15 protein-coding genes, 1 pseudogene and 1 riboswitch are annotated in these 16460 nt (G+C 60.3%); of the genes and pseudogenes, 11 read left to right on the top strand and 5 right to left on the bottom strand.

All coding sequences use genetic code 11. The features are described 5' to 3' along the window. Positions 1 to 18: 18 nt before the first annotated feature. Together QA644_RS15570 and QA644_RS15565 are read left to right on the top strand one after the other, a co-directional pair. A pseudogene (locus QA644_RS15570) lies at positions 19 to 192 on the top strand (ATP-binding protein); the annotation flags it as partial. Between the two features lie 352 nt (positions 193 to 544). After that, positions 545 to 3085, top strand: a complete 2541-nt coding sequence (locus tag QA644_RS15565) for an NAD-dependent epimerase/dehydratase family protein (RefSeq protein ID WP_283069411.1) — start codon at positions 545 to 547, stop codon at positions 3083 to 3085. Positions 3086 to 3305: 220 nt separating this feature from the next. Here the strand turns inward: QA644_RS15565 and ligD are convergent, their stop codons facing one another. After that, positions 3306 to 4349 (bottom strand): non-homologous end-joining DNA ligase, encoded by a 1044-nt coding sequence (ligD, locus tag QA644_RS15560; protein WP_283069409.1) that lies wholly within the window; start codon positions 4347 to 4349, stop codon positions 3306 to 3308. A 427-nt stretch (positions 4350 to 4776) separates the two neighbouring features. Here ligD and QA644_RS15555 point away from each other — a divergent pair, with 427 nt between their 5' ends. Both QA644_RS15555 and QA644_RS15550 read left to right on the top strand, forming a co-directional pair. Continuing rightward, on the top strand, positions 4777 to 5037 hold the full coding sequence (locus QA644_RS15555) for a hypothetical protein (RefSeq protein ID WP_283069407.1): 261 nt from the start codon (positions 4777 to 4779) through the stop codon (positions 5035 to 5037). Positions 5038 to 5544: 507 nt separating this feature from the next. Then, complete coding sequence (locus tag QA644_RS15550) at positions 5545 to 5763, top strand: hypothetical protein (protein ID WP_156886475.1); 219 nt, start codon at positions 5545 to 5547, stop codon at positions 5761 to 5763. A gap of 151 nt (positions 5764 to 5914) precedes the next feature. On the opposite strand, the gene QA644_RS15545 is transcribed toward QA644_RS15550, so the two are convergent. Beyond that, entirely contained in the window at positions 5915 to 7273 is a 1359-nt protein-coding gene (locus QA644_RS15545; protein WP_283069405.1) for an IS5 family transposase, read from the bottom strand. 277 nt (positions 7274 to 7550) lie between these two features. Between QA644_RS15545 and QA644_RS15540 the strand changes: the two genes are divergently transcribed. Then, entirely contained in the window at positions 7551 to 7748 is a 198-nt protein-coding gene (locus QA644_RS15540) for a hypothetical protein (RefSeq protein ID WP_022715719.1), read from the top strand. Between the two features lie 238 nt (positions 7749 to 7986). Here the strand turns inward: QA644_RS15540 and QA644_RS35175 are convergent, their stop codons facing one another. After that, entirely contained in the window at positions 7987 to 8208 is a 222-nt protein-coding gene (locus QA644_RS35175; protein ID WP_349254103.1) for a hypothetical protein, read from the bottom strand. Positions 8209 to 9194: 986 nt separating this feature from the next. On the opposite strand from QA644_RS35175, the gene QA644_RS15530 reads away from it, so the two are divergent. Beyond that, entirely contained in the window at positions 9195 to 9530 is a 336-nt protein-coding gene (locus QA644_RS15530) for a hypothetical protein (protein WP_074069568.1), read from the top strand. 364 nt (positions 9531 to 9894) lie between these two features. Here QA644_RS15530 and QA644_RS15525 read toward each other — a convergent pair whose 3' ends face one another. Beyond that, a complete protein-coding gene (locus tag QA644_RS15525; protein ID WP_283069402.1) occupies positions 9895 to 10452 on the bottom strand; it encodes a histidine phosphatase family protein in 558 nt (185 codons plus the stop codon). A gap of 92 nt (positions 10453 to 10544) precedes the next feature. After that, a riboswitch (cobalamin riboswitch) is annotated at positions 10545 to 10614 on the top strand. A gap of 49 nt (positions 10615 to 10663) precedes the next feature. Here QA644_RS15525 and QA644_RS15520 point away from each other — a divergent pair. From QA644_RS15520 to QA644_RS15510, 3 genes are all read left to right on the top strand, one after another. Continuing rightward, positions 10664 to 10873, top strand: a complete 210-nt coding sequence (locus QA644_RS15520; RefSeq protein ID WP_239597110.1) for a CbtB-domain containing protein — start codon at positions 10664 to 10666, stop codon at positions 10871 to 10873. A gap of 12 nt (positions 10874 to 10885) precedes the next feature. Further along, positions 10886 to 11602 carry a CbtA family protein gene (locus QA644_RS15515; RefSeq protein ID WP_239597113.1) on the top strand — a complete coding sequence of 239 codons (717 nt, stop codon included), beginning with the start codon at positions 10886 to 10888 and terminating at the stop codon, positions 11600 to 11602. An 86-nt stretch (positions 11603 to 11688) separates the two neighbouring features. Further along, a complete protein-coding gene (locus QA644_RS15510; RefSeq protein ID WP_283069399.1) occupies positions 11689 to 12327 on the top strand; it encodes a hypothetical protein in 639 nt (212 codons plus the stop codon). Here the strand turns inward: QA644_RS15510 and QA644_RS15505 are convergent. Next, positions 12312 to 12974 carry a sulfite oxidase-like oxidoreductase gene (locus QA644_RS15505; RefSeq protein WP_283069398.1) on the bottom strand — a complete coding sequence of 221 codons (663 nt, stop codon included), beginning with the start codon at positions 12972 to 12974 and terminating at the stop codon, positions 12312 to 12314. The two genes, QA644_RS15510 and QA644_RS15505, sit on opposite strands and share 16 nt — an antisense overlap. A 233-nt stretch (positions 12975 to 13207) precedes the next feature. On the opposite strand from QA644_RS15505, the gene QA644_RS15500 reads away from it, so the two are divergent. Next, entirely contained in the window at positions 13208 to 14959 is a 1752-nt protein-coding gene (locus QA644_RS15500) for a sensor histidine kinase (protein ID WP_349254119.1), read from the top strand. Continuing rightward, a complete protein-coding gene (locus QA644_RS15495; protein WP_283069396.1) occupies positions 14956 to 16284 on the top strand; it encodes a sigma-54 dependent transcriptional regulator in 1329 nt (442 codons plus the stop codon). Before QA644_RS15500 ends, QA644_RS15495 begins: the two co-directional genes overlap by 4 nt. Positions 16285 to 16460 lie beyond the last annotated feature (176 nt).

Below are 16460 nucleotides of genomic sequence, written 5' to 3'. Positions count from 1 at the left end.
GAGCGGGAAGCTGTCCCTCTGCCTGTCGCGCAGTGGCATGATATGATCGGCGAACCCACCATCGCCGACGCCATTCTCGACCGCATCATCCATAACGCGCATCGGTTCAACCTCGAGGGCGATAGTATGCGAAGGCAAAAGAGCAAGCCTTTCTTGACCGACGCACAGAACGTTGAAATCAATAACCCCTAACACCAACCAGGTGAGCCAAGCTCGATCCCGGCCAACTGTCCGGGAATTAGCGACACGGGCGTCCGCGATTTAGCGGATTCAGTGTCCCATCAATCTGAAATCCGCATCGAAGCGGGCCTGCTGCTGGAGGATGTTTTTGCCGGGTGGTCTGCGCGCTGCGAACGCCTCTCGTTTCGCTTTGAAGGCGATGCGAAAAGTCGAGTCGCGCCGCCAGCATTCTCGTGCACTGGGGTTCTGGCGCCAGCATGGGGCATCCGTGGGTCCGCTTTTTGCTCCGTTTAGTTCTCGCCAATCAGGAACCTTGTCGCGCCAGCAGGAGTTTGCAGAAGGGAACCAACCCTAAAGGGCGTCGATGCGGACCAGAAGTCTTCCGACCGTTCTCATTACCGGCAGCAGCGGCTTTCTTGGGCAGGCGATCGCGCGCGGCCTGCTTGGTCGCTATCGCGTCATCGGCCTCGATGTCGCGCAGCCGAAGAGTCCGAGCGAGGGGATCGACACGCTCGAAATCGACCTCACCTCCGACGACGGCGTCGCCCAGACAATGGAGAAGATCCGCGAGTGTGCCGGCGACCGCATTGCATCGGTGATCCATCTCGCCGCTTACTACGACACAACGGGGGAAGAGAATCCGAAATACGACGCGGTGACCGTACAGGGCACGCGGCGGCTGCTCGATGCCTTGAGGACGTTCGAAACCGACCAGTTCGTCTTCTCCAGTACTTTGCTAGTGCACGCCCCAAGCCCGGAAAAGGGCGTCAAGATCAACGAGGATTGGCCGCTCGACCCGCCCTGGGCCTATCCCAGATCGAAGGCCGAGACGGAAGCGCTGATCGCAAAACGGCGGGGGCCCATCAAGACGGTGATACTGCGGCTGGCCGGCGTCTACGACGAGGACTGCCGGGCGGTATTCATAGCACAGCAGATCGCCCGCATCTTCGAACGCCTGCCGACCGCATATCTGTTCACCGGTGATAGCACTCATGGACAGCCTTATCTGCACCTCGACGATCTCGTCGACGTGGTCGTCCGGGTCGTGGACCGCCGTGCGGACCTCCCCGACGAAACGGCCTTTTTGATTGGTGAGGAGGAGACTGCCTCCTATCAGGAGTTGCAGGAGCGTATCGGCAAACTGGTCCATGGCGAGACCTGGCGCACGCTCTCGCTGCCGAAAGGGATCGTCAAGCTCGGCACTTGGGTTCAGGACGAGGTGTTGGGTGCAGACGCCGATATCCGTTCATGGATGATCGAGAATTCTGATGATCATTACGAGCTCGACATTTCGCGCGCGCGGACATTGCTCGGCTGGAAGTCGCGCCATAGTTTGACCGGCACCTTGCCTGAGATGATAGGCAGGTTAAAGGCAGATCCGACCGCCTGGTATGCCAGGAACAAGCTTGAGCCATCGGCTGTTGCCGCCTCGGAACCCGAACTTGAAGCGGCGGAGAAGCGGCTTCGCGGCCCGCTGGAACGCAGCAAAGAGGAGGTCGACACGGCTCTGGAGCGGCATCGGTCGTTCACGCTGTGGGCGCCGCTCACCAACGCGGTTCTCGGGCTTTGGCTGATCGTTTCGCCGTTTGCCTACGGCCTGTTCGATCCCGGCGCCGCGCCGGTTCCTCCGGCACTCGGTCACGAAATCGCTGCGCCCGAAATTCGCGACGCGTGGATGGGCGTAAGCGAGATCGTTTCGGGGCTTCTCATCATAGCGTTCGCTCTCTGGGGAATGTATCGGCGCTGGCGTTGGGCTCAGTGGCTGACGGCCGCGGTGGGCGTCTGGGTGCTGTTTGCGCCGCTCGCCTTCTGGACGACGAGCGCCGCGGCGTATGGGGTCGATACCTTGATCGGCATGCTGATCGTCGCCTTTGCCGTCATGGTTCCGCCGACGCCGGGAATCAGCCGGCGGGCCCTGGCGGCCGACGACGACCTGCCGCTGGGGTGGAACTATTCGCCGTCAACCTTTACCCAGCGCCTCCCGATCATTGCGCTGGCTTTTGTCGGGCTTTTCGTGTCGCGCTATCTCGCCGCCTTTCAGCTCGGCCATATCGATGGTTTATGGGATCCTTTTTTTGGGCCAGGCGCGTCTCCGATGGAGAATGGCAGCGAAGCGGTGGTGACCTCATGGGTGTCGAAAGGATTCCCTATAGCGGATGCGGGATTGGGCGCGTTCGCTTACGTCCTCGATATTTTGGCGGGCGCGATCGGCGATCGCCGCCGCTGGCGCACCATGCCGTGGATGGTACTGCTTTTCGGTTTGCTGATCATCCCGCTGGGAGTGGTCAGCGTCAGTTTCATCATCATCCAGCCGCCCCTGATCGGCGCGTTGTGTACGCTGTGTATCGTCCAGGCGGCGGTCACCGTCGTACTCGTGCCCTATTCGATCGATGAGGTGCTGGCGAGCTGCCAATACCTCTATGGCGCAAAACGCGCGGGAGAGCTATTCTGGCGGACCTTCTGGCGTGGTGGTCCGTCCTTGTCGGAGGACCAGACGCCCAAACCTGATCTCGACCGTCCCGCCTCGGCCATCCTGCGCGAGTTCGTTACCGGCGGCGTCAACTTCCCCTGGACGCTCGTCGCCAGCACCGCCATCGGCGCATTCCTGATGTTTTCGCCGCTTGTCTTCGGCACCGCGCCGCCGCTCTACTTCAACGACCATATCCTCGGTTGTCTGGTGATCCTGGTCGCCGTCACCGCCATGGCCGAAGTCGCCCGCCCGGCGCGTTTCCTGAACGTGCTGCTCGGCGCCTGGATCGCCGCATCGCCGTTCGTGCTCCAGGGCGCAACGAGTCTCGGAACCGCGGGCGACGTCGCCGCCGGCCTGTTTCTGATCGGGCTCAGCCTGCCGCGCGGCAAGCGCAGCGAAGAGCACTACGGCAGTTGGGACCGGCTGATCGTGTAAGAATGTGAGATGCTGCATTTGCAGCGTGTCGCGCGCCAATGTAAGGGCGCCGCCGGCCGCGATGAAAGCTCAGTTTTCCGTGAAACCGCTCGCCGGTGGGAAGACGTTCCCCCTCTGCGAGGAGGTCATATACGGTTCAAGTTCCAATCGGGAGTTTACGGGACTGAAAAAACTTTACGTTTCGGCGCACCATTACCCAAAGGGCCGGCTAGGGTCAGGACTACTTGTCCAGCACATAAATCGTGGCGTCGTCCTCTTCATCCCGCAGACCTTTGTAAGAGGCATGTCTCAGCTTCCCATCGTGCGTCCACGCGCGATACTCTATCTCGGCAATCAGCGTCGGCCGCACCCAGACCAGCCCCTTGCGCCTTCCGTCATATGTGACCGGCGGTTTCGTGACCTCCAGCCGATCGAGCTTTTCGCGCAGCTCCTGCGCCGTGCGTTCGTTGAAGCCGGTCCCGACATTGCCGACATAAACCAGGCCGTCACCCTTGCGCGCTGCCAGCAGCAACGAGCCGATGCCGGCCCGCGCGACCGTGGAAAGTTCATAGCCAACGATCACGAAGCCGTCGCTCTGCAGGCACTTGATTTTCACCCAGTCGCCGAGGCGGCCGGAGCGGTACTCGCTACGGCGATCCTTCGCGATGATGCCTTCGAGCCCATGCTCGCAGGAAAGCTCCAGCAGCCTGTCGCCGTCCGCCTGGAACTCCTCCGACAGCCGAATGACGCCCTCCCGATCGATGATCAGCCCTTCGAGCAGATGGCGTCGCGAAAAAAGCTCCAGTTGCCGCAGATCATGCCCGTCGAAATAGAGCAGATCGAACGCCACGAAGAGCGCTTCGCCGGAAGTCCGCTTGCCACCCCGGCCGCCGAGCGATTGCTGCAGCAGCCCGAAATCGGACCGGCCACGCTCATCCACCACGATTGCCTCGCCATCGAGGATCGCTGTCGCCACGCCGAGCTGCTTGGCGGCCCGCTCGATCGCGGGGAAACGATGCGTCCAGTCATGGCCGCCGCGCGTGATGATGCGCACGCGCTGAGGCTCGATATGCACCGCCAGGCGATACCCGTCCCATTTGATTTCGTAAACCCACTGCTCGCCCTTCGGCGGCTTCGGCTTAAGAAGCGCCAGGCACGGCTCGATGCGGTCCGGCATGGGATCGAGGGGAAGGTTCGGCTGCGCTGGATCGCGTGGCTTGCGCGGCCGCGATCGAACCGGCTTATCGGATGCGAGCAGCGGCTTTGAAGCTGGAGACTTGGCCATCTGATGATTACATCAGGGAATGCTTAAAAAGAAAACGAAATTTGAGACAATGACGACGGAAGAATATCAGCCGAAATACAAATGGCGAGAGACATGGCTCGGCGAGGGCCACCAGGACATTGTTTCTTTGGATGGAGATTTGCAGTTCGGGCGCATTTATCTCGACCTAACCAGCCGATCGCGCGCCCGCCAGTGACGATGGACCATCAACACCATCCATTGGCAGAGGCAAAGCATCCTGCCGCACCAACGGCTGGGCACCCACGGCGCGAGAGGCATCGAGAAAGGTCGAAGAGCCATAGGAGAAGATCAACGAGCTGTATGGACGGTAACCGATTTACTCTTCATCCGGCGTTCAGGATCGATCGTCGAAACGAAGCCATCAAGTACAGCTTTGATCTAGGACCGGGAAGCAGGAGTGCGAGCCATGAAGATGCTGACCATCGCTGCCGCAGCGGGCGTGGCACTCACCATGTGTGCTGGCGACGCATCGGCCGATCCTTGGAAGGACGAAAGCGGCCATGGGCGGTGGCATTCCGATCGCTACTATGGTGAACCCCGATACGAACGAAGAGCATACAAGGAAGAGTATCGTCGCGGAGGATGTAAGATTAAGCGGAAATGGGGCGACGGAGAGTACAAAGAAGAGATCAAGTGCAAGCGCGGTGCTCGACCCGTCTACGGATAATATCGGTAATTGAATGCTCGGCGGTCGCCCGATGCCTCATTTAGAGGCGGGGCCGATCACTCGGGAACTTTTCCTTCCCCTGCCGGTTTATTGCGATCACGCGTTTCATCTTCCCACCAGTCGCTGAAGCTGCGTGATCTCAAGTGCTGCGGGATGATCCCCTAAGTACTGAGCCAGTGGCTTGGGCTCGCTTTGCCCTCTCTTAGACGAGCCCTTGCCACGATATGTTTTCGTGAAGGCCGCTTTACCCCCGCTTCCGGCGGGGCTTTTCTCTTAGAATTCTTAGGAGTTTAGGGAACCGAGCATGAGCAGAGGCTATTTCGCTACCGAAGATATTGAGATCTGCAAGAGAGTCTTCGATGATATCTGCGCTACCGGGCACATAACGAGCGATTATGAGCGCGTCGAACTCGCAAGCCAGATCATTTATTTCTATCAGCACGGCGTCACTATCGAAGATAGCTTGCAACAGCTAGTCGTGAGCATGACCGAGAGGCAGAGGCCGACGTGAATATGCGAATACGCCCGCAGTATTACGCCAGACGCGACGGGGATGGCAGCTGGTCGATTGTCGATACGCAGACGCACAAGGTCGCTGTCATTGCTGAAACTCTGCCGCTAAGACGTCTTGATGAATTGACCGCCATGGAGATTATCGATGCCCTGAGAAAGAGGCATTCGGCTTCCGGAGAACCCGGCGCCTCCGCCGAAGGCACGAGGGCCTAAGCCGTTTTAGCTAATTTGCTCCCTTTTGATCGTCTGTCATTCTGCTGGCAGAAGCGGTGAGCGCCCCTAAGCGCGTGGCTCGCCTCCTTTCGAGACAAGATGTTGGAACCAAGTAGGCCGGATTAATTAGTCGATCGTGAAGAACTCGTTTTCAGGCAGGGAGATACCGCTTTGGTCGGCTCTGGAACGGGAAGAGTAGTGCGGCTAACAGACACAAAAGCTGCCTGAACCATCGCAGCAGGAGGGAGAAGTTGTATCCGGCGGCCGCCAGAACGGCATTGACGGCATCACCCTGTTCGCCAGCGAAATAATTCCGCTCCATTCTGTGTTCGCTCTTGAGGTGTCCGATGACGGGCTCGACCGCCGATCGTCGCCGCATCTGGCGTTTGATGGCGGGCGTGAGGCGGCGCTTCTGGCCGCTGGTGAAGACCCTCAGCTTGTGACTTTCGGGAGCATTATGGCCGCGGTATCCAGCATCGGCCAGAATGCGGGAGAGCTCGTTGCCGATCATCTTTTCCATATCCGGAATGACGGTCGCGAGCGTGTGGCCGTCGTAGGGATTGCCGGGCAGCGCCGTCGCGTGCAGCGCGAACTGCCCGCCCTTTGAACGGTTCAGTGTTGTGGCCACGGACACCTTCACCCCGAACTCATAGGGCTTGTGCGCCTTGCCTTTACCAATGCACTCGACCTCGTCGGCATGCAGGCTGTAGATCTTGCGGCCATGCTGACGTTGCCGCTGTTCCATGACCGTTTTTGCCTGATAGACCGGCCATTTGAAGATCGCGTCGAGTTGTACGTCGCCCGCGATCTGACGCTCGATGTCGCGAACGGTCCGACCGAGATAGGTCTTCAACTTGCGCAGCGCCTTGCCAGCCCGTTTGAATTGCTTCGCATGAGCATAGCGCTGATGCTGGATCAGGGCGAATTTACCGAGCCGAACATAGGTCTGGCGCAGGTCGAGCCCCATTTTCTTCGCCAGCCGCACCAGCCGTTCGCGCGCCCGGTGAATAAGCTTGGCATCCGTCGGGAACATGACGTTCTTCGGTTGAACGGTCGTGTCCACGATCACTTGCCGCGTATCCTGTGGCTTCATCGCGCCTGTCTTGACTGCCACTGCCAGGCTCTCCTGCAAGAGCGCGGCGATCCGCTCCTCGCCCATGCGCTGCCGCCAGCGCGTCATCGAGGAGCGGTCGAACGATAGTTCGTGCCGGAAGAACTCCTCGCCGCACAGGTACTGAAAATAGGGGTTCTCCACCCAGCGCTCGCACAGGGCCTCGTCCGACAGGTTGAACGTGTGCTTGAGAATGGCCAGCCCCGCCATGAGCCGCGTCGGCAATGGCGGCATGCCCGCTCCGTCCGAATAGACATCACCAAAACGGGCTTCCAGCACTGACCAGTCAATGGCCTGCGCCAGACGCACCAGTTCGTGCTTCATGTTGATGATCTGGTCGAGCCGGGATCGGAATAGATCCTGTTCACCCGTTTCGCGCCGTTCACGTGGTTTGCCCATGCCTGGCTCTCCGATTCACCGCGATAACCCAGTGAATCACGCTTCGCCAGCCAGGGAAACCTCAAACTGATTTTGCAAGGAAACAGCCTGTTCGGCGGCTGTTTCCTGCAACTATAAGATCTGCAGATCATTCAATTCTTACGTCAAATCAGCGGCTTCCGAGTTCTTCACGGCCGACTAATTAATCTGCTTCGCCGCTCGAACTGTTTGACAAGGGCGGTTGAAACCGTTCTGGCGATGTCTAGTTCATCATCAAAACCTGCTGGGTGACTGGGTCATGAAGTATCGGATTGAGGCAGAGGGCAACGCCAAATACCGTGTTGTCGACAGTGACACCGACGAGATAGCCACCTGGAAGAGCCATCTCCAGACAGGCTTGTCGCGTCCGCTAGCAGAAGCGCTTTCAGGTTATCTGAATGCGCTCCACCGTTACGATGAAGCCCATGGCGGGCACTTCGGAAGGTCAGAAGACTAGCCCTTCGCGCGACTATGGCCTCAATTCCGCTTCTGCGAAGGTAAGGCTGAATACATCGCGGATCTGCGGAACGTCGTTGCTGGACAAATGGAGTTGCCTTTGACGCGACCGAGGCTCCGCAATGACTTCGAACCGCTCCCGGCCAAACAGCGTTTTCCCGTAGTCGCCTTCGCTGCCGAAATACGGCGGATCGAGGTAAAGCCAATCCAAGTTCTCAATTGCGACACCTGCGAGGCGTTCATGGACGTCTTCCAGGCCGTGCCAGCCTGGTGAGATTAAAGCGTGCCCGGCCGGTCGTATCGACACCGAAATTCTGCCCCTCGACCTTTCCACCGAAGGCGGGTTTCCGCAGATAGACGAAGCGATCCGCGCGTTCGAGGTCTGTCAAAGTGGCGGAATCGCAGCTTTTGAGGCGTTCGAATTCCCGCCGGCTGGTGATCTGGAATTTCAGGGTGTCCATGAACTGCGGGCAGTGCCGCTGCAGGAATCAGGAAGAGGTTTACCACCTCGCCGTTGCGGTCGTTAATCACCTCGCCACGCGGCACTCGCCTGAAAAACACGCCGCCCATGCCCACGAAAGGCTCCGCGTAGACGACATGCCGCACGGCCACAATCATCTTAACCAGCAGGCGCAGGCGATCGTTTGCGGTCGATGCACGCCGCCGGAGGGGCCCTTCGGTGGAAAGGAGAGGCTTCGAACGAGGAGACTTGGCCATAGACGCAGCTTTGAGCCTGAAGTTCTGCATCTTGAAGATGCGAGCTATGAAGCGTACTTTCCGACGTCGCCCGCTCTAGGGCGCTGCTCATCATATCTTGAGCCCCGTCCCCTTGCGGGGCTTCTTTTCCCAATGCGTCATCACACGCATCGCGTGTCAGGACAAGCAATATGTCTCGTGTGCCACGCCACGGAAGTCATAGGGGCACTCGGCCACTTGCTGCTTAGGAGCATGACCGGCGAGGTCTTCGGCTTTCTCAGCGTGTCGATATCGCCGTTGCCTTCGATTTCGACGTCTCTCGGGCTGATAAAACGTGGGACCTCACCGAGCCATGCTCCTAAACTCCATTGCCTTTATTAGAATTCAGTAAATGGCGCCGAGAAATAATTCTTCCAGCCCCTTCCGCCATCAAAGCTTAATGGCTTAAAGGATCGGAACAAAACGCTCTAGCGCCCGGCGGCTGCCAGAATACCCGAGCGAGAGGTATGGGCAAATGAGCGACTACACGGTCAAAAGTGATCTGGAAGTGACCGCGACGGGTGTCGAGCTCAGCCTTCGCCTTTCACGAGGCATGCGACAAATCGTAGACGTTCCTGATTTCGGTACAAAACTTCATCTATCGCTCAGGTCGGGCGCTCCAATGCTGTAGCCGCGCTGAATCCTCAATGCTTGGAACCAAGCGGGCGGTATCTTCGTTTTCCTTTTGGCGTTCAAAGAGAGGAAATCCCCAATGCAGGTCGTTGGAACACAGGTTACCCCCATTGGCGGCGGGAAGGCCGGCTTTACGGTCGAATTCGTCGGCGACGGCGGCGAGATCGTTTCCGTCCAGTTGAAGAACGACGCTGAACGCTCGCTCAATCGGCAGAATGCCATAGAAAAGGCAAAGGAGCTGATGAGCCAAATCGCGTCTTCCAAGGCCCCGGAGGGCGAAACGATGAGCGTCAGGCTGAGCGCGCGCGCGTCCCATGATCGATTGACCCTCGAGGAGCAGCTTGACGAGGGGCTCGAGGATACGTTTCCGGCCAGCGATCCAGTGTCGGTGACCGGGACGACTATCAAGCACTAAAGGGCAAGCACGAAAAGGAATGTCCCGACAGAAAATCCTGGCGATCATCGCTTGATCGCAGAGTGCTGTGCGCGTTCCCGTTCGACAGAGTTAAAGAAAGGCGAGCAGTTTGACGGCTGCTCGCCTTTTTCGCCTATGTCATCAGCAACGGAATGCTGACAACCAGGGCGACGAGAATAACGGCGGTCGCGATCCGCAAAAGACGCATGCGCCGTGTACGCTCCCCACTCCAATCATAGGTCATGGCCGGTCTCCTCGGGGCAAGGACTTAGCGCCCGGTAAACCGGGTTCAATAGCTATGACGCAACTTGCTTGCGTAAGGCTGATCTAATTTATTCCTTGAAAAATTAGCGATATAGCGGCTTCAGCCGCCGAAGCGAAGCGCCCAGCGGCGGCCGTTATGGGTCATGCGGATGATGGATAACGGTTCGATATCCGCGAGCCAGAAAGAGGAAAGCGGCGCCTGAAGCACGTTCAGGATCGCAGCGCGGATGAGCGCGGCGTGACTGACGGCGATGACGTGGCCGCCGAGCACCGATTGCGTGTCCATCGATTGGGCTGCCCGCCCTGCGAGCTGCCTAATATTTTCGCCGCCATGCGGGGCCGATTCCGGATCGCTCATCCAGGCGAGCAGATTTTCAGGCTCCTGCATTTGCAGATCGGCGATCGCCATCCCACCCCACCTGCCGTAATCGCAATCGGCAAGCAGCGGATCGGGAAGAGAGCCGAGCGAGAGCGCTTCGGCAGTCTGGCGCGCGCGCAGCGCCGGACTCGTCAGGACTCGATCGGCGCGCTGCAGCCGACCGGCAATTGCCCGCGTCTCCGCGACGGCGCTTTCTTCAAGCGGTTCATCGAGAGGGAAGCGACCATTGCGACCAGCGCTTGTCGGGCCGTGGCAGATCCAGGTGAGCCGGGTATGCACGTTCCTTCGATCTCCGGAAATGCGATGGGGAGCGAGATCAAGTCTCGTTGACAGTTCTCCGCGCGCAGATATAACGATCATGTTGCGGGTTTGGAAGCCGGTGAAAATCCGGCGCGGTCGCGCCACTGTGACCAGGATGCGAAAGCAGGCTGGAAGTCAGACCCTACCGTACAACGCTCTTTCGACTGAACGCGTCTTCCAGGAGGAAAACATGTCTGACACCGCTCTTCAGCCCATCGCAGCACCCGCGCCGATCCCGGTAGGAGAAATCCTGCCCTGGGCGATCTTCGGGGGCTTGCTGATGATCATCGCCATCTATTTCGTCGGCACGGAAGAGGGCGCCACGGCGCTGTTTTCCGGCGGCTACGTCCACGAATTCGTGCATGACGGCCGCCACCTTCTCGGCTTCCCCTGCCACTAAAGGACGACAGACATGGTTGGAAATCTTTTGCTCCGTGGCATGCTCGCGGGGGTGATCGCTGGCATCCTGGTTTTTGTCTTTGCCTATACATTCGGTGAGCCGCTGGTCGATCAGGCGATTGCCTTCGAAGAAGCCGCTGCCCAGGCCGCAGGTGAAACGGCTGAACCGGAACTCGTCAGTCGCGCCACACAGGCCGGTCTCGGCCTCTTCACCGGCGTCATGACCTATGCGATTGCGGTTGGCGGCCTCTTTGCTCTTGCCTTCGCCTTCGTTCATGGGCGTTTCAGCCGGCTCGACGCTCGCGGCACGGCCGCAGTGATCGCGCTTGCCGCCTTTGTTGCGATCGTTCTCGTTCCGGCGATCAAGTACCCCGCCAACCCGCCTGCGGTCGGCAATCCCGATACGATCGGCGTGCGCACCGAGGTGTTCTTCCTGATGATCGTCGTTTCCGTTGCCTCGCTGATTGCCGCAGTGGCGCTGGCGCGCAATCTCTCTGCCCGCTTCGGCATTTGGAATGCGGCGATCCTCGCAGGTGCCGCCTATCTCGTCTTCATCGGCCTGGTTCAGTACCTGCTGCCGCCGATCAACGAGGTGCCGGAAAATTATTCGGCCATGGTGCTCTGGCGTTTTCGCACGGCCTCGCTCGGCATGCATGTCATTCTGTGGGCGGCGCTTGGGATTGTCTTCGGCGTGCTGGCGGAAAAGCGACTGCGTCCGGCATTCCGGTAATCCGGGCTTGGTCGTTGCCTCGTCGTGGCTCGTTAAAAGAGAACTCCTCATTCCCGTGTGTCACAGGGATGAGGGAAAGCTTGGCAATGTTTAGGCAATCTCATTATCGAAATTGCGCGAAGCGAGGGCTGGCGAAACTAGGTCTGGCAGCACTTCTTTTTTCCGCCGCCGGAAACGCTTCAGCGCACAGCAGCAGTTCCGCTGGCAGCCATGCCGGCATCCCCATCCCCGAAATTTCGCTTGGCGAGATGGCGGTCATCGCCGGCTATCGGAACCGGATCATCGATCTCGCCTCGCAGGCGACTGATACAAACGAACCGTTCAGGCGCGTGCTGAACTATGCGCAGATCCAGTATTCCTACTGCTTCTGGGGGCTGATGCCCGGCAGCGTCACCGATGAGCGGAGCCCGTTCAACGAATGCGCCCATGCTTATCTGGCGGCGGCCAAGGCCGTGCTGATCGCCATGCGCGCCATGCCGCAGGAAGCGGAGGCCGCATCGGCGATCATTGCGGATGCCGATGCCGAGATGGTGCGGCGCGGGCTTTCGCTGATCACCTGCCGTTTCAGCGGCGAGGCGTTCAACACGGCGGATATCGTGCGCCCGCGCTGGAGCGAAATCCCGATCCACGCGGCAAGCATGGCGTCGCTATCGGCGCTTGTGGGCATTCTCTTCGGCGTGTACTTCGCGGCCATGCGCCTGCTTCGCGGTCAGTCATCCGTATAGCGCTGCTCGCGCCATGGGTCGCCGTACATGTGGTAGCCGTTCTTTTCCCAGAAGCCGGCCTCGTCGGCCGGGATGAGGTCGATGCGGCGAAGCCACTTGGCGCTTTTCCAGAAGTAGAGATGCGGCACGACCAGGCGCATGGGGCCACCGTGATCGCGCGTCAGCGGCAGGCCTTCCCATGATGTCGCGAGGATCGCATCCTCGGCCGCGAAATCGGAAAGCGGCAGGTTGGTCGTATAGCCGTCATAGCTCGTCAGCATGACGTAATTGGCTTCCGGCTTCGGCATTACGAGATCGAGAAGATCGCGTGTCGAAACGCCTTTCCATTTGTTGTTATAGCGCGACCATGTGGTGACGCAGTGAATGTCGCTAACCTTGGTGCTCTGCTCCTGCGCCTGAAAGGCCGTCCAGGTGAGGTCCAACGGTGTCTCGACGAGACCGCGCACTTCCAGACGCCATGTGTCCAGCGAGATGACCGGCTGCTGGCCGAGATCGAGGACGGGCCAGTTCTTGACGAGATGCTGGCCGGGCGGCAGGCGCTCGGTTTCCGGACGGCTGATGCGACCTGTCAGGAACTTGCCTTCGGCGGCCCAGCGGCGCTTCGACGTGGTGAGTTTGCTGTCGGCGGGGGTTTGCTCGTCGCTCATGCGGGGTGTCTTCATCGCGTTGGCGCAATAGGACATCCGGGCTCAGGGGGAGTCAAGGCAAGGCGCCTCTTGGAAATCCGTTATCCGGTCATTAGACTTGTAGCGTCGGGTATGCCTCCCAGGAGAGGAGGCAGGAAGGGGAGGAGGCGGACCTGTCGTCCAGATACAGGCTGATAGCCGCACTGTTTTCGGTGCCGTTCGTCGTCTTCGCGTTCTTCTATTATGGCGGGGCGATGGCAACACGCGCCTATATGAGCGAGGCGTCATCGCAGGCGGGGACTGCGCTGCGGCTCGCGGTTTCCGCGCTCAGTGGCCACCTGAACCGCTACGAGGCGCTGCCGGCGCTGATTGCCGATCACGACAACATCAAGGAACTGGTCAGCCGCCCGCAGGACCAGGCGCTGCGCGATGCGGCGAATCTCTATCTCAAGGAAATCAACGGGCTTCTGAAATCCTCCGATATCTATGTGATCAAGCCGGATGGCGAGACGATTGCGGCAAGCAATTTCGACCTTCCGGGCAGCTTCGTCGGCGAGAATTTCAGTTATCGCCCCTATTTCCAGGATGCCGTTGCCGGGCGCCAGTCCCGGTTCTACGCGCTCGGAACCACCTCGCTGAAACGCGGATATTATTTTGCCTCGCCGATCTATGCAGGCGAGGAAATCCGCGGCGTCATCGTCTTCAAGGTCGATATCGACATGATCGAGGCTTCGTGGAGCGGCGGGGAATACCGCATCTTCGTATCGGACCCCGAGGGCATCATCTTCATGTCGGGCAAGCCGGATTGGCTCTATAACGGCATTCTGCCCCTGACCTCAGACCGCATCGCGCGTACCGGAGCGTCCCGCCGCTACGCGAATGCGAGGCTGACCGCGCTGCCGATCACGCGCAGCCATTTCGACGAGCATGAGTTGATGTCGCTTGCCGAAGAAGGTGTGCAAAAGGAATATCTGGTGCTCTCGCACTATATGCCGGCCGAGGATTGGACCGTGAACGTGCTGATGGACACCGGTTCCATTCGCACGCAGGCGCGCACCGCGCTTGGCGCCGTCTTCCTCATTCTCTGCATCGCCGGGCTGGCGATCGCGATTCTCCGGCAGCGGCGGATGCGCCTCAACGAGCGCATGCATCTGCAGGCGGAAGCGCGCAACGAGCTGGAGCGGCGCGTCGAGGAGCGCACGGCCGACCTTGCCCGCGTCAACAGCCGCATCGAAGAGGAAATCGCCGAGCGGCGGCTGACCGAACAACAGCTTCGCCAGACGCAGGCCGATCTCATCCAGGCAGGCAAGCTTGCCGGTCTCGGCCAGATGTCGGCGGCACTGTCCCACGAGTTCAACCAGCCGCTTGCCGCCGCAAAGACCTATACGGACAGCGCCGCCGTGCTCCTGGACCGCGGGCGGACTGCAGAAGCGCAGGACAATATCCAGCGCATCGGCGGGCTTATCGACCGCATGGCATCCATCAGCAAGCATCTGCGCAACTTCGCGCGCAAGCCGAACGAGAAGCTCGGCCCGGTGCCGCTCGACGAGGCGATCCGCGATACGCTGGAGATCATCGCCTGGCGGCTGAAGGCGGCGGATGCCGACCTGCGGGTCGATCTTGGCATCCGCCCGCCCGTCGTCCGCGCCGGGTCCGTCCGCTTGCAGCAGGTGCTGGTCAACGTGATTTCGAACGCGGCCGATGCCGTCGAAGGGATCGAGGACCGGCGGATTGAGGTGACGGCCTGCGAAGAAAAGGGCAAGGTGGTGCTGACGGTACGCGATCATGGACCGGGCGTGCCGGCGGCGATTGCCGAGCGCATCTTCGATCCCTTCTTCACGACCAAGGGCGTCGGCAAGGGACTGGGGCTCGGGCTTTCGATCTCCTACAACATCATCAAGGATTTCGGCGGCAGCCTGGCGGCCTCCAATCATCCGGAGGGAGGCGCCGTGTTCCGCATCGATCTGCAATCGGCGACGGGCATAATGCCGGAGGCGGCCGAGTGAGCGAACAGAAGATCCTGCTGGTGGACGATGAGGAAGAGCTGCGCCGGTCGACGGCGCAGGCGCTGGAGCTTTCGGGTTTCAACGTCGAGACGTTTTCCCATGCCGACCATGTGCTGGAGTTGATCGGCTATAGCTTCGCCGGGGTCGTCGTCAGCGATATCCGCATGCCGGGCACCGATGGCATGACTTTGATGCAGAAGATCCGCGAGATCGATGCGGAAGTGCCTGTCATCCTCGTTACGGGCCATGGCGACGTGCAGCTGGCAGTGAAGGCGATGCGCGAAGGCGCCTATGATTTCATCGAAAAGCCGTTCACGCCGCAGATGCTGGCCGGAGTGATAAGGCGGGCCATAGAACGCCGTAGCCTGGTGCTGGAAAACCGGCTGCTCAAGGCCGTCGCCGGAAAGCGCGACGATATCGAGGCGCGTTTGCCGGGCCGCACGCAGGTGATGGTGGAATTACGCTACCGTATCCGGGCAATCGGGGCGAGCGACGCCGACACACTGATTGTTGGCGAGACCGGCGCGGGCAAGGAGGTCGTTGCCCGGGCGCTGCATGACATCAGTGCCCGTGCGAGCCGGCCGTTCATCGCGATCAACTGCGCGGCGCTGCCTGCGAACCTCATCGAGAGCGAGCTCTTCGGCCATGAGGCAGGTGCTTTTCCCGGTGCGGTGCGGCCGCGTTACGGCAAGTTCGAGCACGGGCGCGGCGGCACGATCCTGCTCGATGAAATCGGATCGATGCCGTTTGACCTCCAAGCAAAGTTTCTTCGAGTGCTGCAGGAGCGGGTCATTTCCCGCCTCGGCTCGAACGAGGTCGTGCCGCTCGACGTGCGCTTCATTGCGACCAGCAAGGTCGATCTCGAAGCCGAAGTCGCTGCGGGACGTTTCCGCGCCGATCTCCTCTACAGGCTGAATGTCGCAACACTGCACGTACCGGCGTTGGCGCAGCGGCGGCCGGATGTCCCGCTGCTGTTCCTCCAGCTCGTCCGCGAGGCAGCGGCACGCTACGGCCGCGACGAGATGGCAGTGCCGCCCGAGGTGATTTCCGACATCGCCCAGCGGGATTGGCCTGGCAATGTGCGCGAATTGCGCAATGCAGCGGACCGCTTCGTGCTCGGCCTCGACGGCGAGCGGCAGCTTGGCGAGGTGAGCGGCCTTGCCGATCGGGTTGCGGAGTTCGAGCGCAGCGTGATCGCGAGCGCCCTTGTTGCACATGGCGGCAGCCTCAAACCGGTCTACGAGTCGCTGCAGATTTCCCGCAAGACATTGTACGAAAAGATGCAGAAATACGGCCTCGATAAGAAACTGCTCGTTTCCGAGTAGTTCGATGGGTGGATTTCCACACATCGCTAAACCCGTTTGTGTCCGAATCGACCCATGCTGCGCTGCACCCATGCGGAATTCGGGCAAAGGGCGGAGCGGGGCTGATTGCCGTAGCCGGTTCGGGGCGTGCTAATGGCCCTATCTCCATTGGCGCGTGGGAAGCGTCGGTGGTATTT

Origin of the sequence: Rhizobium sp. CC1099 (assembly GCF_029714385.1) — a bacterium.
Classification (GTDB): domain Bacteria; phylum Pseudomonadota; class Alphaproteobacteria; order Rhizobiales; family Rhizobiaceae; genus Rhizobium.
Note: the sequence above shows the minus strand (reverse complement) of the source record. Positions and strands in the feature narration are given on the sequence as shown.